The organism is Nonomuraea sp. NPDC049129 (assembly GCF_040648495.1).
Classification (GTDB): domain Bacteria; phylum Actinomycetota; class Actinomycetes; order Streptosporangiales; family Streptosporangiaceae; genus Nonomuraea.
The window spans coordinates 93,052-117,677 of sequence record NZ_JBEZDU010000006.1; the positions used below are offsets into that span (position 1 = coordinate 93,052).

The 24,626-nt window shown below is 65.5% G+C and carries 14 protein-coding genes, 1 tRNA gene and 5 CRISPR repeat arrays; of the genes, 11 read left to right on the forward strand and 4 right to left on the reverse strand.

Annotated features, from left to right (window positions below):
• Positions 1 to 395: 395 nt before the first annotated feature.
• A CRISPR array of direct repeats spans positions 396 to 1,337; the repeat unit is 29 nt; unit sequence GGGACCATCCCCGCACGCGCGGGGAGCAC.
• Positions 1,338 to 1,577: 240 nt separating this feature from the next.
• Genes cas3 through cas2e form a run of 8 tightly spaced genes read left to right on the forward strand, consistent with a single transcriptional unit; the run spans position 1,578 to position 10,747 of the window.
• Positions 1,578 to 4,499, forward strand: a complete 2,922-nt coding sequence (cas3, locus tag AB0B64_RS19600; RefSeq protein ID WP_357943649.1) for a CRISPR-associated helicase Cas3' — start codon at positions 1,578 to 1,580, stop codon at positions 4,497 to 4,499.
• Positions 4,489 to 6,192 (forward strand): type I-E CRISPR-associated protein Cse1/CasA, encoded by a 1,704-nt coding sequence (gene casA, locus AB0B64_RS19605; protein ID WP_357943651.1) that lies wholly within the window; start codon positions 4,489 to 4,491, stop codon positions 6,190 to 6,192. The genes cas3 and casA overlap by 11 nt, the downstream gene beginning before the upstream one ends.
• Positions 6,189 to 6,842, forward strand: coding sequence for a type I-E CRISPR-associated protein Cse2/CasB (gene casB, locus AB0B64_RS19610; protein ID WP_357943653.1), 654 nt, complete (start codon positions 6,189 to 6,191; stop codon positions 6,840 to 6,842). The genes casA and casB overlap by 4 nt, the downstream gene beginning before the upstream one ends.
• Positions 6,842 to 8,041 carry a type I-E CRISPR-associated protein Cas7/Cse4/CasC gene (gene cas7e / locus AB0B64_RS19615; RefSeq protein WP_357943655.1) on the forward strand — a complete coding sequence of 400 codons (1,200 nt, stop codon included), beginning with the start codon at positions 6,842 to 6,844 and terminating at the stop codon, positions 8,039 to 8,041. Before casB ends, cas7e begins: the two co-directional genes overlap by 1 nt.
• On the forward strand, positions 8,038 to 8,742 hold the full coding sequence (cas5e, locus tag AB0B64_RS19620) for a type I-E CRISPR-associated protein Cas5/CasD (RefSeq protein ID WP_357943657.1): 705 nt from the start codon (positions 8,038 to 8,040) through the stop codon (positions 8,740 to 8,742). Before cas7e ends, cas5e begins: the two co-directional genes overlap by 4 nt.
• Positions 8,742 to 9,431 carry a type I-E CRISPR-associated protein Cas6/Cse3/CasE gene (cas6e, locus tag AB0B64_RS19625; RefSeq protein ID WP_357944571.1) on the forward strand — a complete coding sequence of 230 codons (690 nt, stop codon included), beginning with the start codon at positions 8,742 to 8,744 and terminating at the stop codon, positions 9,429 to 9,431. The genes cas5e and cas6e overlap by 1 nt, the downstream gene beginning before the upstream one ends.
• A 3-nt stretch (positions 9,432 to 9,434) precedes the next feature.
• Positions 9,435 to 10,400, forward strand: a complete 966-nt coding sequence (gene cas1e / locus AB0B64_RS19630) for a type I-E CRISPR-associated endonuclease Cas1e (RefSeq protein WP_357943659.1) — start codon at positions 9,435 to 9,437, stop codon at positions 10,398 to 10,400.
• Entirely contained in the window at positions 10,397 to 10,747 is a 351-nt protein-coding gene (gene cas2e / locus AB0B64_RS19635; RefSeq protein ID WP_357943661.1) for a type I-E CRISPR-associated endoribonuclease Cas2e, read from the forward strand. Before cas1e ends, cas2e begins: the two co-directional genes overlap by 4 nt.
• Before the next feature lie 143 nt (positions 10,748 to 10,890).
• A CRISPR array of direct repeats spans positions 10,891 to 12,378; the repeat unit is 29 nt; unit sequence GTGCTCCCCGCGCACGCGGGGATGGTCCC.
• Positions 12,379 to 12,922: 544 nt separating this feature from the next.
• Here the strand turns inward: cas2e and AB0B64_RS19640 are convergent.
• Positions 12,923 to 13,336: a GntR family transcriptional regulator gene (locus AB0B64_RS19640; protein WP_357943663.1), complete on the reverse strand. Its 414-nt coding sequence runs from the start codon at positions 13,334 to 13,336 to the stop codon at positions 12,923 to 12,925.
• 1,247 nt (positions 13,337 to 14,583) lie between these two features.
• A CRISPR array of direct repeats spans positions 14,584 to 15,100; the repeat unit is 25 nt; unit sequence GGGACCATCCCCGCGTGCGCGGGGA.
• Between the two features lie 511 nt (positions 15,101 to 15,611).
• Here AB0B64_RS19640 and AB0B64_RS19645 point away from each other — a divergent pair.
• Positions 15,612 to 15,920 (forward strand): hypothetical protein, encoded by a 309-nt coding sequence (locus tag AB0B64_RS19645; RefSeq protein WP_357943665.1) that lies wholly within the window; start codon positions 15,612 to 15,614, stop codon positions 15,918 to 15,920.
• A complete protein-coding gene (locus tag AB0B64_RS19650; RefSeq protein ID WP_357943667.1) occupies positions 15,920 to 17,863 on the forward strand; it encodes a hypothetical protein in 1,944 nt (647 codons plus the stop codon). Before AB0B64_RS19645 ends, AB0B64_RS19650 begins: the two co-directional genes overlap by 1 nt.
• Before the next feature lie 10 nt (positions 17,864 to 17,873).
• Here AB0B64_RS19650 and AB0B64_RS19655 read toward each other — a convergent pair whose 3' ends face one another.
• Both AB0B64_RS19655 and AB0B64_RS19660 read right to left on the reverse strand, forming a co-directional pair.
• On the reverse strand, positions 17,874 to 18,356 hold the full coding sequence (locus AB0B64_RS19655; RefSeq protein ID WP_357943669.1) for a hypothetical protein: 483 nt from the start codon (positions 18,354 to 18,356) through the stop codon (positions 17,874 to 17,876).
• A gap of 532 nt (positions 18,357 to 18,888) precedes the next feature.
• Positions 18,889 to 19,285: direct repeats of the CRISPR family, unit length 29 nt; unit sequence GGGACCATCCCCGCGTGCACGGGGAGCAC.
• A gap of 400 nt (positions 19,286 to 19,685) precedes the next feature.
• A CRISPR array of direct repeats spans positions 19,686 to 21,361; the repeat unit is 28 nt; unit sequence GGACCATCCCCGCGTGCGCGGGGAGCAC.
• A 301-nt stretch (positions 21,362 to 21,662) separates the two neighbouring features.
• Positions 21,663 to 21,738, reverse strand: a tRNA-Arg gene (locus AB0B64_RS19660).
• 1,236 nt (positions 21,739 to 22,974) lie between these two features.
• On the opposite strand from AB0B64_RS19660, the gene AB0B64_RS19665 reads away from it, so the two are divergent.
• Entirely contained in the window at positions 22,975 to 24,000 is a 1,026-nt protein-coding gene (locus AB0B64_RS19665; protein WP_357943671.1) for a D-alanyl-D-alanine carboxypeptidase family protein, read from the forward strand.
• A gap of 34 nt (positions 24,001 to 24,034) precedes the next feature.
• Here the strand turns inward: AB0B64_RS19665 and AB0B64_RS19670 are convergent, their stop codons facing one another.
• Positions 24,035 to 24,481, reverse strand: coding sequence for an SAF domain-containing protein (locus AB0B64_RS19670; RefSeq protein WP_357943673.1), 447 nt, complete (start codon positions 24,479 to 24,481; stop codon positions 24,035 to 24,037).
• Positions 24,482 to 24,626 lie beyond the last annotated feature (145 nt).

A 24,626-nucleotide genomic window follows, 5' to 3' on the forward strand; every position in this document is an offset into this window, starting at 1 on the left:
TCTTGTACATCGTGTAGAGCCGTAAAGTACCCGGGACCTGGGAAAGCACCGTCAAGATCATCCCGACCATATCCCGGGATCATGGTCCTACGGCCGCATGCGGGTGCTCCCAGTGACCTACCGAGAGCGCTGGAAAGCAAAGACTTGCGGTCAAGAAACTGCAGGTCAGGGGCCAAAAAGCCTGGCGGAGAAGAGTGCCCCCGGCAGGATTCGAACCTGCGGCACCCGCTTTAGGAGTCAGGAGAACAAGAAGCGAGTCTTCGCAGGCCAAGTGGGCAATGCCTCGTTGCTACGGGTCGAGTTGCGCACGTATTCGGCATGATCAAGCTTGCGACGAAGCAACTTAGCCTGTCTGTTGAGGGCGCCAATATAACAGGAGGCGGACGCAAACCGGAGAGAGCATCCCCGCACGCGCGGGGAGCACAGTCGCCCGTTCCAGGCCGGGCAGCAGGCGCGGGGACCGTCCCCGCACGCGCAGGGAGCACGTCACGATGGGAACGGCCCTGAAATGGCCGTAGGGACCATCCCCGCACGCGCGAGGAGCACAGGAACAGGCGTCTGCCGTCAGGATCGAGCTCGGGACCATCCCCGCATGCGCGGGGAGCACACCGGCATCGAGGACGTCACGATGCAGGACCTGGGAACATCCCCGCACGCGCGGGGAGCACGGGATCGTCCACGGCGGCAACCAACTGGCCGTGGGACCATCCCCGCACGCGCGGGGAGCACCCGCAGACCCGGCACGCATCGCGGAAGCCGTCGGGACCATCCCCGCACGCGCGGGGAGCACGTATGACCACACCTGAAACTGGGCCAACGGCTGGGACCATCCCCGTACGCGCGGGGAGCACACCGAGGCGCAGATCCGGTCGGCGCAGGCCTGGGGACCATCCCCGCACGCGCGGGGAGCACGTGTCGGGCTGCAGGGCGGTAGTGGTCATCGGGGGACCATCCCCGCACGCGCGGGGAGCACCGCGTCCCGGGTCGCAGCGATCAGACGGGGGGGACCATCCCCGCACGTGCGGGGAGCACGCCAAAACGAGCTCCTACACATCAGGAGCGGAGGGACCATCCCCGCACGCGCGGGGAGCACCTCAGCCCGGACAGCTGTCGGCTCCGTTCGCCGGGACCATCCCCGCACGCGCGGGGAGCACTCTTCGGGAGTGCGTCGGCACACCTCGCATCTGGGACCATCCCCGCACGCGCGGGGAGCACAACGCCTTCTACGCCCTGCAAGTGCTGCGGGTGGGACCATCCCCGCACGCGCGGGGAGCACTAGCCGTAGGTAGATGCAAAATCGTTGATCATGGGACCATCCCCGCACGCGCGGGGAGCACTCTGTGTGACCTGCGAGGTTGTCTGCGGCTCGACCCGAAATGGAGCACTTTCTTGGAAGCGGACATATCGGTCATATTTGGTTTTATCAAGTTGGCGACCTAGTCGTCTCAGGCTGCAGCATCGGCGGCCCTCGGGCAACTTGGCTCTGCTGGAGGGCACGCACGACCGTACGTAGTGCACTCCAGTTCTATTACTCAAATGTTGAGATCCCAACCCGGACTATGCCCTTTAATGGCCCCATGCTCGATGAGGGGGCGACTCATGCTCAATTTATTGAGGGTCTGTCGGCTGTAGCTTGCACTGTTTGGGCGAAGCATGATCGGGATACCGATGGATGGCTGCCGTTGTGGCGCCACCTTGCCGATAGTGGCGCAGTGGCTGGCCTGCTATGGGATCGATGGTTGCCACTGCAGGTGAAACGAGTGATCGCTGAGGGACTTCCGGCGGGATTGAAGGACGGTCGTCGGCTGGCGGTGTGGCTTGCAGCCACTCACGACATAGGAAAGGCCAGCCCAGCCTTCGCTTGCCAGGTGGAGTCATTGGCGGATGCGATGCGAGCGGCCGGGCTCGATATGCCGCCGCACAAGGAACTCCTTGACCGGAAGCTTGGCCCGCACGGCCTGGTGGGGCAGATCCTCATGCAGGAGTGGCTGGTCGAGCGATATGGCTGGTCACGACTGGACACGTTGCAGGTGGGTATCGTGGCGGGCGGTCATCACGGGGTCCCGCCGACGTCCTCCGATATCGCAGCGTTGACGGCCCATCCGGACCTGATGCGGACCCCGGGCTCTGCCTCGTTGTGGCGGGACGTGCAGTGGGAGCTTCTTGGTCACTGCGCGCGGGCATGCGGAGTTAGTGATGCCCTGGCCGGCTGGCGGAAGATTCGACTTTCTCAGCCTGCTCAGGCGCTGCTGACCGGCTTGGTCATCGTGGCGGACTGGATCGCGAGCAATCCAGACCTGTTTCCGTATTTCCCCGACGCCGAGCATGTCAGCGACCGGGACCGGGTTGAGTCGGCGTGGCGTGGCCTCGATCTCCCGGAGCCGTGGCAGGCGTCCGAGCCCGTTGGCTCGCCGGAGGGGCTGTTCTCGTCGCGGTTCCGTCTCCCCGTCGGGAGCCGCATTCGTCCGGTGCAAGAGCGAGCGGTGCAGGTGGCACGCGGTATGTCGATTCCTGGACTGCTGGTGATCGAAGCACCGATGGGGGAGGGCAAGACCGAGGCTGCGCTGGCTGTGGCGGAGATCTTCGCCGCTCGGTCGGGGGCGGGTGGCTGTTTCGTTGCGTTGCCGACCATGGCGACGGGCAACGCGATGTTCCCGCGGATGCTGCAGTGGCTGAAGAAGGTTCCTGACGTACGGCTGGAGCCGGGCCGTCGTTCCGTGTTGCTGGCGCACTCGAAGGCTGCGTTGAACGACGACTACGTGGCGCTGATGCGCGCGGGCAGACGTGACGTCCGCGGCGTCGAGATGGACGGCGGCGCTGGTGAGTGGCGGCCAGGTCGTGACCGGTCAGTGGCTTCGGCCGAGCTGGTGGCGCATCAGTGGCTGCGCGGTCGTAAGAAGGGGATGTTGTCGTCGTTCGTGGTGGGGACGATCGACCAGTTGCTGTTCATGGGGTTGAAGAGCCGCCATCTGGCGTTGCGTCACCTGGCGGTAGCGGGCAAGGTCGTGGTCATCGACGAGGCGCACGCCTACGACACCTACATGAACTCCTACTTGGATCGGGTGCTGTCATGGTTGGGCGCTTACCGGGTGCCGGTCGTGGTGTTGTCGGCGACGCTTCCCGCCGCGCGCCGTCGCGAGCTTGCCGAGGCATATGCCGGGAAGACTGCCGCTGGTGTTGATCTCACTGCTGTGGAGGAGGCACGGAGATATCCGCTGCTGACGACGGTGGAGCCTGGCAGCACGGTGGTCGTACCTAAGGCTGTTGCAGCGTCAGGGCGCAAGATTTGCGTCCATGTAGAGCGGTTGCCAGATGATCTGGCCGCATTGGGAAAGCAGCTCGCCCTGGAGTTGGAGGGTGGGGGATGCGTGCTGGTCGTCCGGAACACCGTGGGTCGCGTGCTAGAAACGGCCGCGTATCTGCGCGGACTATTTGGCAACGAGAGCGTCAGTGTCGCACATGCTCGTTTCGTAGATATTGACCGAGCGGACAAAGACGATGACCTGCTGAGACGCTTTGGCCCACCGGAGAAAAGCCACGAATACCGCCCTGTCGGTCGACACATTGTCGTGGCGAGCTCCGTAGCAGAGCAGTCCCTGGACATCGATTTCGACTTGCTGGTTTCTGATCTTTGTCCGGTGGACCTGCTGCTGCAACGGATGGGACGGCTGCACAGGCACGTACGTGGTCAAGAGCAAAGCGATCGTCCCGAACGGCTACGGACGGCGCGATGCTTGCTGACTGGGGCGGACTGGGATGCGGTCCCTGCCAAGCCGGTACGTGGCTCCACGTCGATCTACCGTAATCACGCACTGCTGCGGTCGGCGGCTGTGCTTGAGCCGTACCTGTCCGGGACTGCCGAGAGTGGGCACGTGGTGCGGTTACCTGAGGACATCAGCCCACTCGTCCAAGTCGCTTATGGCATCGACCCAGTGGGCCCCGAGGAGTGGCAGGAGGCTATGGCTCGGGCAGCGGCGAGTGATCAACTGCACCAGGCCAGGCAGGAAGAGGCCGCGCAGGACTTCCAGATCAACGATGTCGGCCGAGCAGGACGCCCTCTGCTCGGTTGGATCGATGCTGGCGTGGGTGATGCCGACGACACCCGCCGTGGCCGTGCTCAGGTGCGCGACAGTCCCGAGACATTGGAGGTACTGGTAGTTCAGCAGCGTTTCGACGGTGTCTGGGTGACGTTGCCGGACCTGTCGAAGAACCGTGGGGGGTTGGAACTGCCTACCGACGCAGTGCCTCAGCCCAGCCTGGCTCGGATCGTCGCGGGGTGCGGGTTGCGCCTGCCTTACCACTTCTCCGACCCCGCTGTTCTGGAGCGAGCGATCGACGAGCTGGAGGCCAACTATGTGCCGGCCTGGCAGATCAAGGAGAGCTACTGGCTGGCCGGTGAACTGATCCTCGTTCTCGACGAAAACTGTCGGGCCCGGCTGGCAGGCTACGACCTGCGCTACACGTCCACCGATGGTCTGGAGGTGACTCGTGCCGAATGAGCCCGCCGCAGGATCGTTTGATCTGACGCGGCAACGGTGGCTGCCAGTGCAGCGCCGTGACGGCAGCGAGGATGAGCTATCGCTTCGCGAGGTGTTCGCGCAGGCAGACGACTTGCGACGACTGGTCGGGGATGTACCGACGCAGGAGTTCGCGCTGCTGCGGCTGCTGCTGGCGATTCTGCACGACGCCATTAAGGGACCGGCCGACATCATCGAGTGGCAGGAGTTGTGGGAAGACGGTCTGCCTGTCGATCGCCTCATGGGCTACCTGGACGAGCATCGCGAACGCCTCGACCTGCTCCATCCTGACCAGCCCTTCTACCAAACGGCGGGGCTACACACGGCCAAGGGCGAGGTGAACGCGCTGGACCGTATCGTTGCCGATGTGCCGAACGGCGTACCGTTCTTCACCATGCGCGGCCGGGGAGTTGAGCGCCTTACGTTCGCGGAGGCCGCCCGGTGGCTGGTGCACGCGCATGCCTTCGACACCTCTGGGATCAAGACGGGCGTGGTCGACGACCCCCGGGTCAAGGGCGGTCGCGCGTATCCACAAGGCGTGGCATGGGCTGGGACTCTGGGCGGTGTCTTCGTCGAAGGAGAGAACCTGAGGCAGACCCTGCTGCTCAACCTAATCGCATTCGATACCGACAACCTGCGCGTCAAGCCTGACCAGGATCGGCCAGCCTGGCGGCGGGCACCCGATAAGCCGGGTCAGGCAGACCCCTTGGAGCTGAGCCGCCGTCCCGCTGGAGTGCGGGACCTCTACACCTGGCAATCCCGCCGTGTCCGGCTCGTCCACGCTGGGCAGGTGGTGACTGGGGTGATCCTCACCTACGGCGACCCGCTCACCCCGCGCAACAAGCACCAGCATGAGCCGATGACTGCCTGGCGGCGTAGCCCTGCACAGGAGAAGAAGCTCAGTCTTGCCCAGGTCTACCTACCACGCGAACATGACCCCAGCCGCAGTGCCTGGCGAGGCCTGGGGGCTCTGGTCGCTGGCAGGGCAGCCGGTGCCGAGCAGCGTGGTGAGGCCGCGGCCGTGGTTCGTCCCCGGATTCTCGACTGGGTCGCCCGCCTGACCGTCGAAAGCGACCTGCCGCCGGCGTACCTCATCCGTGCGCGCCTGATCGGCGCCCTGTACGGCACGCAACAATCGGTCATCGACGAGATCATCGACGATGCGGTCACCATGCCTGTGGTGCTGCTTCATGCTCTCGACCGCCGTCTTGGTCAGGTTGCGATCGACGCGGTCGCCGATGCGGAAGACGCTGTCACCACTCTCGGTGATTTGGCAGGGGATCTGGCCCGCGCCGCAGGTAGCGATATGGACTCGCAGAAGGAGGTCGCACGGCATCAGGGCTTCGCCTTGCTAGATGGAGCGTTCCGCACATGGCTAGCCAAAATCTCTCCGGATGACGACGCCCACGAGCGCCGAGCGGCATGGCAGAGGCAAGCACACGAGATTATCAGCCGTGTCGGCAACGATCTGCTCCGTGCGGCGGGGGACGCTGCTTGGGAAGGCCGGGTCATCCAGACGAAAAAAGGTCAGAGCTTGTGGTTGACGGCCTCACATGCTGACCTGGTCTTCCGCGCCCGGCTGCGCTCCGCCCTTCCAGCAGCGGCATCAGAAGGCCGTCGGCCCGTTTCGCCGGACACCTCCGAACTTCCCGAAACCGCGGAGACCACATCATGACCTCACCCTCCCTCGAGGCGGTGACTGCGCGGCGTCCGGTCGCTGACCTCGTCCGCGACATCGCCTCTGCCTATATCGGCGAGCTACAAGACGGCTACCTGCGCGATCGCAGTGCCTCCGTCGCCGCACTGGCACAATTGCGACGCGGTGCCGGCAAGCTTCCTGACGAGGTACCTGAGCTGTGGGGCATGGCCGGGACTGAGCGGCTCTACAGCGAACAGGGCCTTTCTGAAAAGGAAGCCCTTAAAGCCGAATTCGCGCTGTTTTCAGCCATCACTTTGTACTCACTGCACCAGCAGTCCAAGTCCGGCCAGCCGATGCACCGGCCCCAGGCAGAATTGGGCGCGGCTGTGCGCCGCCTCATGCCTGGCGGCGTACTGGATGAACCGATCCGTCGCCGCTTCGTTCGCCTCGGCACCGCTTCCACACCGCAGGCGCTCGCGTACCGGCTGCGCGAAATCGTCATTCTGCTGCGCGGCCAGTCGATCCCGCTCGGTTACGGGATCTTGGCTCAGCAGCTGTACCAGGCGCAAGATCCCGATGGGCTGCGCCACGTCCGGCAGCGCTGGGGGCGCAGTTTCCACTCCTACCGTCCCCCCACCCCGCGCACCGACGCCGACACCATCGCTTCCCCCGACAAGGACACCTGATGACTCGGACCATCCTCGAAGTCCACGCGCTGCAGACCGTCCCGCCAAGCTGCTTGAACCGTGACGACACTGGTACGCCCAAAACGGCGGTGTACGGAGGAGTCCTCCGTGCCAGGGTCTCCAGCCAGGCGTGGAAGCGGGCGACCCGGCGGGGCTTTCACGACCTCTTGGATCCGAGCGAACTCGGCGTACGCACCCGGCGGGTGGCGGAGCTGCTGGCCGAGCGCATCCGAAAGCTAGACGGATCGATCACGCAAGCTGACGCTTGGGCGCTGGCTGCGGAGACGATCCAGACTGCCACCGGCTCCAAAATCGAAATTCCTAAGCGGAGGTCGGACGCTGCCCGAGGCGAGGCGGGGCCGGCTCCCGCTCCGGAGTCGAAGTATCTGATGTTCCTGAGCGCTCATCAGCTGGACGGTCTGGCCGAGCTCGCCGTCAAGGCTCATGGCGCCGGCAAGGACTACTTCAAGGACAAAGCCATCAGAGATCAGGCCAAGCGAACGGCCAACAGCCGTCACTCTGTCGACATCGCGCTGTTCGGCCGCATGATCGCCGATGGTGCTGACATCAATGTGGACGCTGCGGCGCAGGTGGCGCACGCCATTAGCGTTCACCGCGTGGACAACGAGTCCGATTACTACACGGCGGTCGACGACTACAAGGAACGCGAAGACGATGACCTGGGTGCCGGCATGATCGGCACCGTGGAGTTCAACTCCGCCACTCTCTACCGCTACGCCGCCGTCGATGTCGACCTGCTACGCCGCAACCTCGGCGCGGGCTTGCGCACCGACGAGCCGGTCACAGAACCCGTCCGCAGGGCGGTTGAGGTGTTCGTTCAGTGCTTCCTCACATCGCTGCCCACAGGCAAGATCAATACCTTTGGCAATCACACCCTGCCTGACGCCGTAGTGGTGAAGGTCCGTGATTCACGGCCCATCAATCTGGTGGCGGCGTTCGAAGAGCCCTGCCGGGCTGATGAGGCGACCGGCGGCCACATGCGCCATGCCTCAGAGGCCCTGGTCTCCTATTTCACTGACATCGAGCATAACTACGGCACCGGAGATGGCGCCCCCACCTGGGTCTTGCAGGTCGGCAGAAACACCGAGGCGCTGACCCGGCTCGGCACCAGCCAGCCGTTGTCGGAACTGATCACCGCAGTCGGCGCGGAAGTCGCACGGAGGCAGGACCAGGCATGAGCGTCCTGCTGATGCAACTGGCAGGGCCGCTTCAATCCTGGGGATCGACCTCGCGCTTCGCCCGGCGATCCACCGAAGCGGCGCCGACCAAAAGCGGCGTGATCGGCCTGCTGGCGGCGGCCTCGGGACATGAGCGCTCGGATGACCTCAGCGATATGGCCGCCCTGCGTTTCGGCGTTCGCGTGGACCAGCCCGGCACGTTGCTGCGCGATTTTCACACGGCACACCACTTCGAGACCGGCGAAGCCGCGCCTGTGTCGGAACGGTTCTACCTGGCCGACGCGGTCTTCGTGGCAGCGGTGGAAGGTGATGACCAGCTCATCGACAAGCTCCATCAGGCACTGCGCGCGCCGGTCTTCCTGCCGTACCTAGGACGCCGCTCCTGCCCGCCGTCCCGGCCCGTGAACCTGTGCATCCGCCAGGGACTCTCCCTCCTGGAGGCGCTGAAGAAGGAACCGTGGCAGGCTGCACGCTGGTACCAGCTACGACGACGCAATGAACATCGAGTAGACCTCGAAATGCTCATCGAGGCCACCGCCGAAGACGGTCCTGTCGATAGCCTGCGAGATCAGCCCGTGAGCTTCGACCCGCTGCACCGTCAATACCGGCTGCGCGGCGTCCATCGACCGCCGCCGGTGAGCGTCGTCAACCCCGCCGCCCGTCCCGTCCACGACCCCATTGCCGCTCTTGGGAGCGCATGATGTTCCTGACCCGGTTTCGCTTCAACACGGCCCGGCTTGGTGCCCGGCGTCTGCTGTCATCACCGCAGCGCCTGCACGCCGCGATCATGTTCGCTTTCGCTGAGCCCTTGCCAGATCAGAACGACGGCCCCAGAGTTCTCTGGCGGATCGACCGCAATAGCCGTGCGGAAACCTATCTCTACATCGTCAGCCCTGCCAGGCCTGACCTCACGCATCTCGTTGAAGAAGCCGGATGGCCAGAGACTGGGCGCTGGCAGACCCACGATTACGAACCTCTGCTGTCACGGCTGGCCAAGGGAGATACCTGGGCGTTCCGGCTGACCGCCAACCCCGTTCATAGCATTCGCCGGACTGCTGACGAGCCCACAAAGGTCACCGCGCACGTCGGCCGTAGCCACCAGGCGGACTGGCTCCTCAAGCGCCAGGAGAAGGCTGGATTCGTGGTTATCAGTAAGCCGCCGGAGCAGCGCCTACACAGCGAACTCGACCAGCACGAGCTGGTGATACACGACCGGAGGCAGCTCGACTTCACGAAGGCCGGCCAGCGGCAGCCCGTGACCCTGGTCACCGTCACCTTCGACGGCCGGTTGCAAGTGACAGACCCCGATGCGCTACGCCATACCCTCACTCGCGGACTGGGCAAAGCGAAGGCGTACGGCTGCGGCCTGATGACCCTTGCTGAGGGATGAACCGTGGCCACCGTTGGACAGCGTGGCCAGTCCTCGCCGCGCGAGCTCACCCGAATGGGAGACCGCATCTCCTTTATTTACCTGGAACGATGCGTTCTACACCGCGAACACAATGCCATCACGGCTGAAGATGCCCAGGGCGTCACCTACATTCCCGCTGCCACAATAGGCACCCTGCTGCTCGGCCCCGGAACCCGCGTCACCCACCAGGCGATGACCCTGCTGGGCGACAGCGGAGCAGGCGTGGTGTGGATTGGCGAGCAAGGGGTGCGCTTCTACTCCGGCGGCAGGTCGCTCAATCGCTCGGCCTCCCTCGTCGAGGCGCAAGCGACTAAATGGGCTAACCGCCGTACCCGGCTTGATGTGGCCCGTGAGATGTACCGCATGCGCTTTCCAGAGGAAGACCCGGCTGGTCTCACCAGACATGAACTTCTCGGCAGGGAAGGGCGCAGGGTCAAAGAGTGCTACCGCCGTCAAGCTGAGAGAACGGGCCTACCTTGGAACGGCAGGATCTATATTCCTGGTGATTTCAGCGCAGGCGATCCCGTGAACCAGGCGGTCACCGCAGCTGCCCAATGCATGTATGGAATCGCTCAGACCACGGTTGCCGCACTAGGTTGCGCGCCCGGTCTCGGTTTCATCCACTCTGGGCATGAACTGGCCTTCGTGCTGGATGTCGCTGACCTCTACAAGACGGAGATCGCTATTCCGATCGCTTTCGATGTGGCTGCTGATAGCCCTGAAGATGTCGGCTCTCGCACACGCAGAGCGATCCGCGACCACGTCAACAAGCTCAGTCTGCTGAAGCGGTGTGTGCATGACATCAAGCACCTGGTGCTGCTGGACGACGCTCAAGCTGACCCTGATAGCACCGACATCGACCGTGTCACGCTTCAGAGCGACCACGGAGCAGAACTGGAGTCAGGCCGCAACTATGCTGAGGATGACATCCATGAGGTCCCCTGGTGACCGTCATCGTTCTCACCCGATGCCCTACAGGACTTCGTGGCTTCCTCACTCGATGGCTAATGGAGATCTCGCCTGGTGTATTCATCGGAGGTCCTTCTGCACGGATCCGAGAAGCGTTGTGGCTTGAGGTCCAGAAGTACGCCGACACGGGACGAGCGCTTCTCGCCTACACCACCGATAACGAACAAGGCTTCACCTTCGAAACCCACGACCACAAGTGGCATCCCATCGACCACGAAGGCCTCATCCTGCTACGTCGGCCGAAGAAACAGCCCGAATCTAGTGCAGCCGCCACCCCCCGGAACTGGAGCAAAGCCGCCAAACGGCGCAGATACGGCCAACGGTGATCGGTAAGAGCAAACACGGTCTCGTTCCGCGTCATGCTCCACCCGCGAGAGCGGGTTACTCCTGACGGGTTCCCCTAATGTCCGTTTCTGCGGAAGTACTCGAAAATGGCCTCTGCGGTTCCTAACTACGCAGGTCACAGAGGGTGCTCCCCGCGCACGCGGGGATGGTCGCTGGGGCACCGTCGTACGTGCCGGGTCGGATGAGTGCTCCCCGCGCACGCGGGGATGGTCGAAGTCCTGATGGGGCTCGGGTCGTGGAAGCTGTGCTCCCCGCGCACGCGGGGATGGTCCCGACAACATCGACTGGACCGAAGAACCCGACTTGTGCTCCCCGCGCACGCGGGGATGGTCCCTCGTCCGCACCCCCGACGAAGCCCCCGACCTGGTGCTCCCCGCGCACGCGGGGATGGTCCCGCGACCTGGCCAGGGCCCGAGCCCACGCCGAGGTGCTCCCCGCGCACGCGGGGATGGTCCCTCGGGCTTGTCCACCATCGCGTGGGGGTCGGCGTGCTCCCCGCGCACGCGGGGATGGTCCCCGGCGATGACCGCCGCCTACGACGAGCTGCTGGTGCTCCCCGCGCACGCGGGGATGGTCCCGCGGCCCGCGACGCCGAGAAAAACCAGCGCTCGTGCTCCCCGCGCACGCGGGGATGGTCCCCGTGTCCAACAAAAAGGCCCCCGCCGGGGTCCGTGCTCCCCGCGCACGCGGGGATGGTCCCGGTCCGAGCAAGACATCGCCGAGGAGGACTGAGTGCTCCCCGCGCACGCGGGGATGGTCCCAGAGGAGTTCCAGCATGGCACACAAGCCGTGGGTGCTCCCCGCGCACGCGGGGATGGTCCCGATGCCGAGCATAAGGTCATGACCGCGCAGAAGTGCTCCCCGCGCACGCGGGGATGGTCCCTCATGCCGGCCAACCGCATTTGCACGGCTTTGGTGCTCCCCGCGCACGCGGGGATGGTCCCGCCGGCGGGCTCACCGGAGCGGCGGGCCGGCGGTGCTCCCCGCGCACGCGGGGATGGTCCCACGTGCAGAGGCTCTCATCCACCTCTATCGCGGTGCTCCCCGCGCGCGGGGATGGTCCCACGGTGAATTTCGCGACGGTGGCGGCGTTGTTGTGCTCCCCGCGCACGCGGGGATGGTCCCATGCTCCGCGCCCTGGAGCGCTGCCAGCCCTCGTGCTCCCCGCGCACGCGGGGATGGTCCCCGGGATCTGGGCCAGGAGCTGGCCGTCGCCCGGTGCTCCCCGCGCACGCGGGGATGGTCCTCACGTAGCACCGGCCCCGCGTTGTGAGGGTCAGTGCTCCCCGCGCACGCGGGGATGGTCTCTTTCCGGTTCGGGCGCCTGAATTCGCATGAGGGTGCTCCCCGCGTACGCGGGGATGGTCCCCAGACTTCGTCACCCGCCTCCAGATGGACTCGGTGCTCCCCGCGCACGCGGGGATGGTCCCCAGGGTTACGGCGACGAACGCCACCAGTCCCAGTGCTCCCCGCGCACGCGGGGATGGTCCCTGCGCGCGGTACTCCGTGGCGCCGCCCGACTCGTGCTCCCCGCGCACGCGGGGATGGTCCACCCACCCCGAGCGGGGGCAGTGGACGAGTCCGTGCTCCCCGCCGCACGCGGGGATGGTCCCAGGAACGGCAGGGCGAACCTCAGATAGAGGCTGTGCTCCCCGTGCGGGGATGGTCCCTAATCGGAATTCATGGGGAAGAATGGCACGAGGTGCTCCCCGCGCACGCGGGGATGGTCCCGGCAAAGCGAAGACCTTCAAGCTAAAGGCAGTGTGCTCCCCGCGCACGCGGGGATGGTCCCACCGTGTGGCCCGCAAGCGGGCCATACGCGGGGTGCTCCCCGCGCGCGGGGATGGTCCCGGCTCGATGTGCAGCAGGTCGCCCAGGGTCAGGTGCTCCCCGCGTACGCGGGGATGGTCCCTCGAAAACGAGCGGCGGCCGAGTCGAGCGGCAGTGCTCCCCGCGCAAGCGGGGATGGTCCAGCCGGCAGGGCCCCAGCACGGACCATGCGGGGGTGCTCCCCGCGCACGCGGGGATGATCCCAACCCGATCAATCCCATGTACCGGGTCGGCCTGAGACCCCCTTCGGGGGCATTTTTGGCCGGGGTCGTCGCCAGCATCTGCTGACTCTGCCTTGCTCGTTGTCTGAGATGTCAGGCCGTTTGTCATCTCTCTGCACCCCAAACGAGGGCTGTCCGGTCGGCCGGCAGGATGCGGTTGCCCTTGTGCGGCTGGCTGAGGACGAATACCGGAACCCCCTCGGGGATGTCCAGCTCCCTTCGCTCGTCTGGGGAGGGCATGCGAGCGGTGACCTCTGCTGGCCCCTCCACGATCACCCGTTCGACGGGGGCCTGTGGACGTACGTAGGAGCCTTCACGCTTCACGGTGACGATCAGTCCCTCGCTGCGCAGAACCCCGAGTGCCTGCCGTACGGCAACGCGGCCGAGCTCGTACTCCTGCATCAGCCGGCCCTCTGACGGGAGTGCCTGGCCAGGTGTGAGCCGTCCCGCTGCGATGTCCGCGCGGATGATGTCGGCGAGCTGCCGGTGCACAGGTCGATCGGAACCGAAGTCGATCACAACACGTCATCATCACAACCCCACTACCTCATATGAGCTTGTAGGCATATGCTCATAAGGAATGAGCAGCAGGAACGTTGCCACATCAAGGTAGGGGAGGTTGCCGCTATGCCTGAGCTTCTCGGTCTAGAGGCAGATGCCTGGCCTTGTCCAAGACTCTCCGCCCACCCGCCAGGCCGCAGCACCGCCGCCACCACGACGCACATCGACTGGACCAAGGAGGAACCGGTCCGCCAGCGGATAGTGGACTACACCTGCTCCTGCCGCGCACTCGTCTATGAGCTGCTGAGCTGCGGCGGCCACTACATGATCCGTCGCACGCACCAGACCGCGTCTCCCAAGGTCTTCTACGCCGGGCCATGGCCACGGGCCGTGGCAGAGCGCGTTTGGATGATGATCCTCACGGGTGAGGCTTGCTGATGGCACCGGTCCGTTGGTCGCTCCATGGCGGAGCCTGGGCGCAACCAAATCGAGAGCGGCAGGTAGGGCCGCCTCGCCCCATGCCGGGCCGCAGCACGGAGGTGAAGCACGGATCCTCGACGAGGCCGTGGTCATCCCTGCTGATGCTCTGTCGTCTTAGCCTTGAGTCCGTCGTTGCTCGGCAAGGGAGCCTCATGACTCAAGGCAAAGCTCAGCCCGCCTACGCCACGCTGGCAAGCGACCTCCGCCAGCGGATCACGACAGGGGAGTACCCGCCTGGCGGGATGACAGCAGCGGGATAACGACGCCCACGGCCGCGCCCGCTACTCCTGACAGGCCCCGTCCAGCCCCTGCTCCACGGTCGCCCGCTACGGATCGAACGGCTCCTTACGGGCGTCCTCCCAGTTCACCTCGGCGGCCTCCGCGCCGATGAAGACCGTGTCGCGGTGGGCGTCGAAGTTCCAGGCAAGAACGGCCATTGCCCCTTCCGATGCGACCCGGCTCACTGGGCAGGCCGTGGACGGAATCCACAACCCGACCGTAGGTCGCCGTGGCCAGATCGAGGAAGAGCGTTGTCACCGCCGTCACCGCCGTCGCGGGCGCTAGGAAGCATCGTCTTTACGGGGACGCGCTCGCCGAGCCATCCGCCAGCCTGTCGCCACTTCTGACCGATAAGCGTGTCCGAGCCGTATTCACCCCAGCTCTCCCCGCAAACCGTGTAGAGGTCGTCGTAGCCGATGATCTCACTGTGCGACACCCAGGGCGTCGTACCTGGACCCGCCCTGTTAGCGACCAGCCTTTACCGCAGCGCCCACCCGCGAACTGTAGGGACCATCCCCGCGTGCGCGGGGAGCACGTGCGGTGGCGCCACATCATGCGGTCCTGGTCGGGACCATCCCCGCGTGCGCGGGGAGCACCACAAGGGCGAACTCGTTGACTACCCGCTCGAGGGACCATCCCCGCGTGCGCGGGAAGCACGCGAGCGTGACCGTGCCGCGGCGGCCTCCACGGGGACCATCCCCGCGTGCGCGGGGAGCACAGGTCCAACAATGTGCACCCAGTTCAGCACAGGGGACCATCCCCGCGTGCGCGGGGAACACAGCCCCTTGTACGGCTGCCAGCGCGGCGCCAGGGGACCATCCCCGCGTGCGCGGGGAACACTGACGGTGGCGGTGGGAAAGCATGGAAGGCAGGGGACCATCCCCGCGTGCGCGGGGAACACTTGTACGGGCTGATCAGCATGGAGACCGTGGAGGGACCATCCCCGCGTGCGCGGGGAACACCCGTGGTGAGTTCCAGCCAGTACAGCCGGTACGGGACCATCCCCGCGTGCGCGGGGAACACACTCCACGACCTGCGTAGTTAGCGGCCGCAGGAGCCATTTTCGAGCACTTTCACTGAATCGGACATTATGGGCATCGCTGTTATGTACTGGCTTTCGAAGGTAGGGCATAGGCGCGGGACACGGAGGCCCGCTGGATATTGTCGGGCATCACGAATCGGTTGATGAAGGGCGCTAAGCGGGCGTGTGGTGCGTGCCCGCGGGTCCGCTCATACCGTGGGTCTTGCCGACGGCGCTACGGAAGGCCCCCGGCTGTCGCCTAAGGACGTTGGCCCAGCCGATTGCCGGATCCCAGGCGGGGGCGTCCGACGGCTGATGTCCCAAAGTCGATGACAGCAGCCAGTCTCCCGCCGTCGATTGCTGGCCGAAGCCTTCCTCCATGCGGCTATACCGTTTCGCAATAGCGTCACTCCTCCTTTATGGCAAGCCTCAAGCCAGATCTCTTGCGGAATGCCATAAAATCGGTCTAACGTACTAAGTCGGTATTTCTCGGATGACGCCCGGGAGATCTTCGTGGCTGAGGTCATGGTCCCCAACCCGCGACACGTACGCCTGAAGCAGTTGCTCGCCCAGGCCGAGGATGAGGCCCGCCAGCTACGCCAGGCGTATCTTCCGGCCATCCACGCCATGTCCTCCGGCACGGTATGGACCGGCCCTACTGCCCGTAAGTGGTCCGCCGACCTGCAGGAACGCCAGCATCAGCTACTCCGCATCGCGCAACGAGTGACCAGCGCTGTCGAAGAGGAGCTGCGCCATCACCCGCCCATGGTCACCGAGACCATGGCGAACGCCATCCGCCACGGGCTGGCCGGGCGCTCGTAATGACAAGCTCTGCCAACGAATTCTGCGGCATCGATCCCGACGCGATGGATGGAATGTCACGTTCTTTGCAGAACGCGACAAACCGCCTAGGCGACTTCTACCATGAATTCGATCAGCTTTTCCGCGCAAACGGTATCAGCACCGGACCTCTGCGGGAGATTCTCGATGTCTCCAAGTGGAGCGAAAGCCAGATCTCCATGCTCGCCTACCGCAGCCAGACGATCCGCGAGCTGGGCAAGGGGGCCGGCGCGGCCTTCCTGATGCTCCCCGACCAACTCGCCGCCTTCGATGACGCTCGCGGGCTGGCCAACATGTACAGCCAGGGCATCGTGGGCAACGGCTCCGCCGACCTCCAGGCGCAACTGATCCACGAACACGCCGATGAGATAGCCAAACTGGCGGACAACCCGCAGGCCGCCGCCGCTTTCTTCGCCATGCTCTCTCCGGCCGTACGCGACGCCCTGCCGAGCCTGATCGTCGCCACAGGCAGCAAGACCGCCAAACAAGACCTCGCCGCCTTCAGCAAGGCCCTCGGCGCCGCACTACGCGCCCCGGCGAGCGTGCCGGCCTTCGAGCGGTTCAAGAGCGACTTTCTCAAGCCCACCACCAAGAACGCCGCCTGGAACCGATTAGCCCTCCTCAAGGGCGCCAACGCCCCCACCGCGTACCGCACCGCAGCAGCCCGTGCCCTGGTCTTGGACGCCTTCGTGGCTAATCCGCAGCAAAGCCTCCGCGCTGGGAGCAATACACAGACCCAGGCCCTGGGCATCCCGTCGGACCTCGTAGCACTCGGATTGGAAGTACTGGATGGCGACGGTGCGGCCGTCCGGGCCACCTTCGCCGCAATGGGTACTCCGCAGTCCAAGCTCACCCAGCCCGAGAAGATGCAGCTGTTCATCAACTACGCCAAGGGCCCCGGCATCGAGGAAGAGGTCGCCGACGCCTTCGGTAGAGTTCTTGCGTCCGGCGCGGAGGTGAAGGCAGAGCAACCCGGTAAACACTCCGCTGACGCCGCCGCCTTCGCTCTCGACGCGATCAAAGCGACCAGCGCGTACCGAGAGAAGCTACCCGGTGCCGCTCGGGACTCGATGAGCCTGATCGCCCAGTCCTACATCCACGAACTGACCACAGGCGGCCGCTTCGACAAGGCCATCGATCGGTCATCAGGAATGGGACATCCACCGGAGTGGATCGATATCCCCGGCGTCACCCCCGGTTTCTACCTCAGCCCAAAAGACACCTTCAATTTCCTGCGCACCTTTACCGGCGACGAACGCCTCACCAAGGAGTTCGACTCGGCCATGGCACGGTTCTACCACGACACGCTCGTGACGACAGCGGGCCTCGACGGGAAGAACGCGACTACCCACTTCGACGATGCTGCCAAGATGTTCGGCGATTTTGCCGGGATCGAGTTCCAAGCGGCGTCCAAGGTACGCGGGCAGGCCGACGCCATCGACGCCCTCGTCCTCGACATGGTCAAGAACACCGCCGCCCTGGGCATCGACAAAATTCCGGTAGCCAGCCAGGCAGTCGACATGGGATGGACCGTGGCCAAGACCTATGCCGTCAGCAGGTTGCTCGACGGATGGGTAGCCAGCTTCGAGACTCGGGTCGAGAAACTCGATGCGGAGCGTGTCGATTACGTCGTACGCCAGAGGTACGACATGTCACGTCTCCTTCACGAGGGCGGCTTCCCCTCCACGCCCCCTCCTGACGAGCTGGTCAGCAAGGAGACCGGCCATCTCAAGACTTACGACGAGATCCTCAAAGAGGCCAAGCGGGACGCGGCAGGCGGCGACGTGGAGAAGGTCCTGAGAGACAAGCTCTCGGTCTTTGAGCACTGGACGGACGCCAACCAGAAGTTGGACGGGAAGATGGAAGACGCCTCAAGATTCACCACAAGTACCCTGACCAAAGAGTTGATCGAGAAATGGAGCTGACACCTCCGACTCAACGCGCGAGGCAACGAGATTCGGCCCGCAATCGCCAGGTCGGCGGCTCCTCATGGACCTCCACTGTCACGGTGATGCCGAGCGCCTCCTTCGTTCCGTGGATGGTCCGGCCTGTAAGTTGGTCCACTTGTGCGGGGTCGAACGTCACGTCATAGCCGAAGCGAGGCAGCCGCAGAGTATCCTCCATCAGGCGCTGAGCTCGGTCCAGATAATTATCAACTGGTTCGTTGGCGCGCGTGTAGTCCGCCGTTGCCTCTAGTACTCGTTTGAAGTGCCCGTCTCCGCAAGAGATATCGGTGTCCGGCCTTGCGATGATGTGCAGCTTCTTGAGCGGGTTCTTGAAAACGTCGTCTGTCTCCAGAGCATGGGTGTCCTTCTGCAACTCGGTCGCCGCATCATCAAGGGATGGCGCTGACGAGCAGGAGACCAAGGAGAGCACGCCCAGAAGGAAGATCGCTAAGAGGCAATATGCCGCGCGCATGCAGTACCTCCATTGGCGCCCAGACGGTGCATCAATCCTGACCCGAAGTCGGCGGGGCGGCTACCGCTTCTGGAAAGCTGCGACGCCCCCTGTAGGCCATTCTTAACGGCTACCGCGTCGCGTCGGCCTCCGAGCGGGCTCGGGCGAGCCGAGTCTCGGCGAAGGTCTGAAAATCCCACACCAGCGGATCGTTGCCGTATCGCGCGAGCTGGTTGACGAACTCCCGGACGTAGCGCTGGATGCGTGCCGATCGCAGGTCGCCACCGTGGTGACCACCTCGCGCGCTATCGCGCTGCCCTGTTCCAGGTCGCCGCAGGCCACGTGACTGGAGGCCAGGATGATCTGTACGAAGGACAAGCTGCGTACGTACAGGGCCTCCGACAACTCCACGTTCTCCAGCACCCACCCGATGGTGATGTCCGAGGTCGCGGATGCAGTGCGCGAACTCCGCCGCCAGCTCGGCCTCGTCGAAGTACTTCAGCCACACTGGATCGTCCTCAGGCATACGCCGCTCGAACCTGCGCGCGTAGGGGACCACATCCCCGCGTGCGCGGGGACCACGGGGCATTCGCGTCGTACGGCATGGGGCTGCTGGGACCATCCCCGCGTGCACGGGGAGCACCTGTACGTCGAGGTCCTCGCCGACGCCAGCAAGGGACCATCCCCGCGTGCACGGGGAGCACCTCCACAAGCGCCTTGCTTCCTCCAGGGCTAAAGGGACCATCCCCGCGTGCACGGGGAGCACTTGAGGTGCACCGGCATGGCCACGGTCCAGTAGGGACCATCCCCGCGTGCACGGGGAGCACCTGCGACCAGGTGTCTTGGACCATTGACCCGGAGGACCATCCCCGCGTGCACGGGGAGCACGTCTTCGAACTCGTCGAGGCGCAGCTTGACAGGGGGACCATCCCCGCGTGCACGGGGAGCACCCTGAATGACCTGCGCACTTAGCGGCGCCGGAGGCCATTTTCGAGCACTTTCACCGAAACGGGCACTTCGGACATATTGCCGTCGACTTCCTAGGTAGGGCATTTGAAGGTGGAAGATCTTCTGGCGCGGTCGGTCATGGCGATGCGGGTCGATACAGGGCTGAGGAAGAGTGAAGCACTGTGCGCACGCATTTGGCACGATCAATCGCTAACGATCAGTTACAGCGGGACGGTACGGATACGCAAAGAACCCCCAGACTATGGAGTCGTTCCAGGCATCCAAGAACAGCCGCACGCCAGGACCTCGCCCGGGCGCTTACCGCTTCCGAGGCGCTGGAGTAACGATGAGGTCGGCGTTGGAGGGTGTCTTCCTACCCTCGGGAGGGACACCGACCCGGGCGGGCCATCCCCGCGTGCGCGGGGAGCACATCGGCATCGCGACCACGCTCCAGGAGTCCGAGGGACCATCCCCGCCTGCGCGGGGAGCACCCCGCACCTGCGAGCAGTGCGGCGCCGCATATGGGACCGTCCCCGCGTGCGCGGGGAGCACTCGGACAGCGGGTCATCCGCCGACGGCTGGTCTGGACCATCTCCGCGTGCGCGGGGAGCACACCCACCAGCTCGGCAAGGTGTCGGGCGGCACGGGGCCATCCCCGAGTGCGCGGGAAGCACACGTCAGGGTCGACGCTCTCGCGCGAGCCGCTGGGACCATCCCCGCGTGCGCGGGGAGCACTGCTCCCAGCAGGCCGGCCGTGACGTGTGGCAGGGACCATCCCCGCGTGCGCAGAGAGCACACTTCAATACGAACCTTTCGATCCTTAATGCTGGGACCATCCCCGCGTGCGCGGGGAGTACTGATCCGGTGTAGCTCCCAGGGACTTCCACTGGGGACCATCCCCGCATGCGCAGGGAGCACTACCGCCTCATGTGGCTCCTAGAGGCCGGTATGGGACCATCCCCGCGTGCGCGGGGAGCACATTTTGAGACCATAGCGATAGCCGAACATTCCGGGACCATCCCCCGCGTGCGCGGGGAGCACGGCCGCGGCCATGCGGCGGTGGACGCTGCCTGGGGACCATCCCCGCGTGCGCGGGGAGCACACCAATTGGCTCATAACGGTCGTCTCGTAGAGGGGGCCATCCCCGCGTGCGCGGGGAGCACGCTGACTCCGACGCCCTGCTTGACAGCAGGTCGGGACCATCCCCGCGTGCCCGGGGAGCACCTCGGCCTGGAGCCTGGCGTGGACCTGCTGACGGGACCATTCCCGCGTGCGCGGGGAGCACCGGGCGATCATCTGCCCGAGCACGGGGGACTCGGGACCATCCCCGCGTGCGCGGGGAGCACAGCGAGTAGGACGCGATGAACAGGACCATCCGGGGACCATCCCCGCGTGCGCGGGGAGCACGGCGACAGCGAGATCCGGTCCGCCCCCGCCGCGGGACCATCCCCGCGTGCGCGGGGAGCACCCGACGACGACTTGCATCGTGGACAGGAAGCCGGGACCATCCCCGCGTGCGCGGGGAGCACAAGTTCGCCCCCTACGTCGAGGGGCTGGGGTCGGGACCATCCCCGCGTGCGCGGGGAGCACGGGTAACACCCTGGCGCCCCCGGGACCGCAGCGGGACCATCCCCGCGTGCGCGGGGAGCACACTGGGGGGACCCCCACGAAAGCGTGAGGCGGGGGACCATCCCCGCGTGCGCGGGGAGCACGCAAGGCCACGGAGAAGGAGTAGCGCCGTGGCGGGACCATCCCCGCGTGCGCGGGGAGCACAGTGAGCGAAGCGGGTTGACGTTGCCGTCGTAGGGACCATCCCCGCGTGCGCGGGGAGCACTGCTTGGCGTCGCCGATCTTTGCCTGGAGCTCGGGACCATCCCCGCGTGCGCGGGGAGCACATGCAGCGCCAGACGGCGGCTTCCCGCTCCGGGGGACCATCCCCGCGTGCGCGGGGAGCACCGGGCCGACGCCGCTGAACGGAAGTTCGCCGAGGGACCATCCCCGCGTGCGCGGGGAGCACTCTTCAGTCGAGGGTCTGCGGCGGCCTGCCACGGGACCATCCCCGCGTGCGCGGGGAGCACCCTGAATGACCTGCGCACTTAGCGGCGCCGGAGGCCATTTTCGAGCACTTTCGCCGAAACGGGCACTTCGGACATATTGCTATCGACTTCCAAAGGGGCATTTGAAGGTGTGACGGTCTTCTGCGTGGTCGGTCATGGCGACGCGGGTCGATGCAGGGCTGAGGAAGAGTGAAGCACTGTGCGCACGTATTTGGCACGATCAACCGCTAACGATCAGCTACAGCCGGACGGCACCGGACGCACAAGGAAGCCCCTGACTGGCGTTACCGCTGGTCAAGGGGCTTCTATGGCTGGTCAGGTCTGGTGCCCCCGGCAGGATTCGAACCTGCGGCACCCGCTTTAGGAGAGCGGTGCTCTATCCCCTGAGCTACGGAGGCGGACCCCGTAAGCCTAGCGAAACTACGGCAGTGTGTGGGACGCAGGGCGGTCGTGAGTTTGGCTGGGCGGGTCATGGGTGCTCTGAGCTGCAGTAAAGGCATGGCAAGCGATCAGATTGTTGCGCATCCCGCGTCGATAGCGTCGGGTCTGTGACCAGAAGGCGACGTAGTCAGGTGCGTAGGCGGCCTGTCGTGTTGATTGCGGCTGTGTTGGCGCCGGGGATCCTTGCTGGCGGGTTGTTGGCGGGGGAGCTCACCGGCTATGAGAGGGCGGCGGCGCAGCGGGGGATGCGGGCTGGGGTTGGGGGGTGGGTGGGGTTTGAGCCGGTTTTGATGCCTGCGCCTGCTCGGCCTGAGCGGTGGTACGAGGGGGTGGTGCCGGCGGCTGTGCGCGATGCCGCGCCGAAGCCGAAGTCGCAGGAGGACGAGGCAGAGGTGGTGATGCCCTCTCCTGCGCCTGTCGTCGTGGAGCGAGGTACGGCTGAGCCTGTGCGTACGGAGCGGGCGTGTGCGGGGGAGTGGGTGGATACGTGGCTTTGGAAGTCTTGTCGGGAGCATGGGCGGCGGCCCAAGCGGGGGGTGACCGGACTCAAGCGGGAGGCGGCCGGCCCCAAGGGAGAGGTGACCGAGCCCAAGCGGGAGGCGGCCGGGCTTAATCGGGAAGTGACCGAGCCCAAGCGAGAGGTGACCGAAGGGGGAAGTGATGGAGGGAGCGAAGGCGGAAGCGAGGGAGGGGAGGTGGATGTTTTGGAGTGGTGGTGGCCTGCTTGATGCGTTCGCTGAAGATGGTGCCGTTCCGACTGTGCTGGCCTCGTCTGAGTGTGTATGGCTCCGCTTGCCTGTGAAACCGAGTACGCGTTGATCCGACCGTGAGGGGTGCGGCAGTTGCCTGCCCTGCCACCCACCCCAATGGATGCCCCACATGACCGCCGCGCCACCCCCAGTGCCATCACATGCCCCACTGAGCCATATGCCCGTGAGGATGCACCAGCCGCACAGGTGGGCTGATCTGTCCGTGATGTACCCGTCCTACCTGCGACGACAAGCCCATGAAGGCAGCCGCGAAGGCAGTTGGGCGTACAAAGTGGTTCTTTCGCGGTCATAACAGCTCTTCAGAGTTCGGTCCGGGCACTCGGAGGGCTGTAGTAACGTGCGTGCCGGACCCTGGTAACAGAGTTGCAAACGGAGGAGTCGACGGTGCCATCCCCTCGGTCAGCGGGTCTGATCGCGGTTGCCATGGCCATGACTTCCCTGGTCATCCTGCCTGCGGCTACGCCTGCCCACGCCGAACGGCGGGATCCGGCGACCCTTACCGAGCTTCGCAAGGAGGCCGAGAAGTCGGCCAAGGAGCTTGAGGACGCGACCAAGGCGCTGGAGAAGCGTCGTAGCGACATTGCCGCCTCTGAGAAGAAGCTGACAGCGACGCTCACCACGCTGCAGGAGGCGGAGAGGAAGCTTGCCGTGATTCGGCAGCCGGTGGCGCAGATGGCGGAGTTGTTGTACGAGCAGCCTGTCGGTGGTGATGGGGTTGCGCCGTTCCTGTCCGGTGATGCTGACGCCGGGACGTTGCGGGCCATGACCAATACCGCTCATATCGTGGCTAATCGGCAGCAGGTGGTTGAGCAGACCAGCACGCTCTACAAGGAGACGGAGCGGCTGGCCGGCGAGGCGCAGGAGTTGCGGGCGTCTAATCTGCTGGCCGAGGCGCAGATGGCGGTGGAGATCGACACGCTCAGGCAGCGGTCGGACAAGATCGTGAAGTCGTTGACCGCGGCGCTGGTGAAGATGGGCATCAAGGTCGACAAGGTCGGGCGGGCGGCGCTGGGGTGCAATCCGTTGCGGGCGGCGACGGCCAACTCCTATCCCAATGGGTTGATCCCGAAGGCGATGTTGTGTCCGTTGCAGCAGAAGGGGCAGAGCCTCAGGGCTGATGCGACGATCGCCTTCGTCAGCTTGAATGAGGCTTATCGGAAGCGGTTCGGTAAGCAGATGTGTGTGACCGACGCGTACCGCAGCCTGGCTGAGCAGCAGTCGGTTTACTATCGGCGGCCGGGGTTCGCGGCGGTGCCGGGGCGGAGCAACCACGGTCTCGGGCTGGCCGTTGACCTCTGTGGTGGGGTGGAGCGGTTCCGGTCGGTGGAGTTCGTCTGGATGGAGAACAACTCCAAGAAGTATGGGTGGTTCCATCCGTCCTGGGCCTATAGCAGCCCGTTCGAGCCGTGGCATTGGGAGTACGACCCCAAGAAGGATTCCGTTCTCTAGGCAAGGTCTGTCTCGGCACAGCCGGTTACGGTTGCTACGGGTGGGGCTTGATGGTGATGGACAGGCGGCCGCCTGCCTGGGCGGCGGCCAGTTGGCTTGCCTGTGATGGGCTGGTGGCCAGCACGATCAAGGCGCCGTGGTCGTCCTCGGCCTTGGGGATGGTTACGACGGTGACGTCGTCGGCGATCAGTTGGGCCGGCTGGCCCTCCCAAGCCGCCAGGACGCCGATCGTCGAGCCCGGGGTGATCAGCTGGGCCGTGTCGGCGTCGGCGATGCGCACCGGCGCGGCCACGGTGCCGGATGGCAGTGGGAGCGAGTGGAGCAGCCGTACGTCGGTGAGGGGCTCGCCGCGGCGCATGGCCCCGGCCAGCATGCGGCCGACGGCGCCCGAGCGGATGGCGCCGTACGGGGGTGGGTTGAGGGCGGCCGGGCGGAGGTCGCCCGGTTTGAGGATGCCGGGGGAGAGGTCATGGGTTGCCACCAGTACGGAGGGGGCGTGAGTAGGGCGTAGGGCGATATATGCGGAAAGGACGCCGATGCCAGCCGCCATCGCAGCAACAAGCCGCCGCCGACGACGCCCAACCCGCCCAACCCGCCCAAGGCGCCCGAGCCCTCCGAGCCGTTCA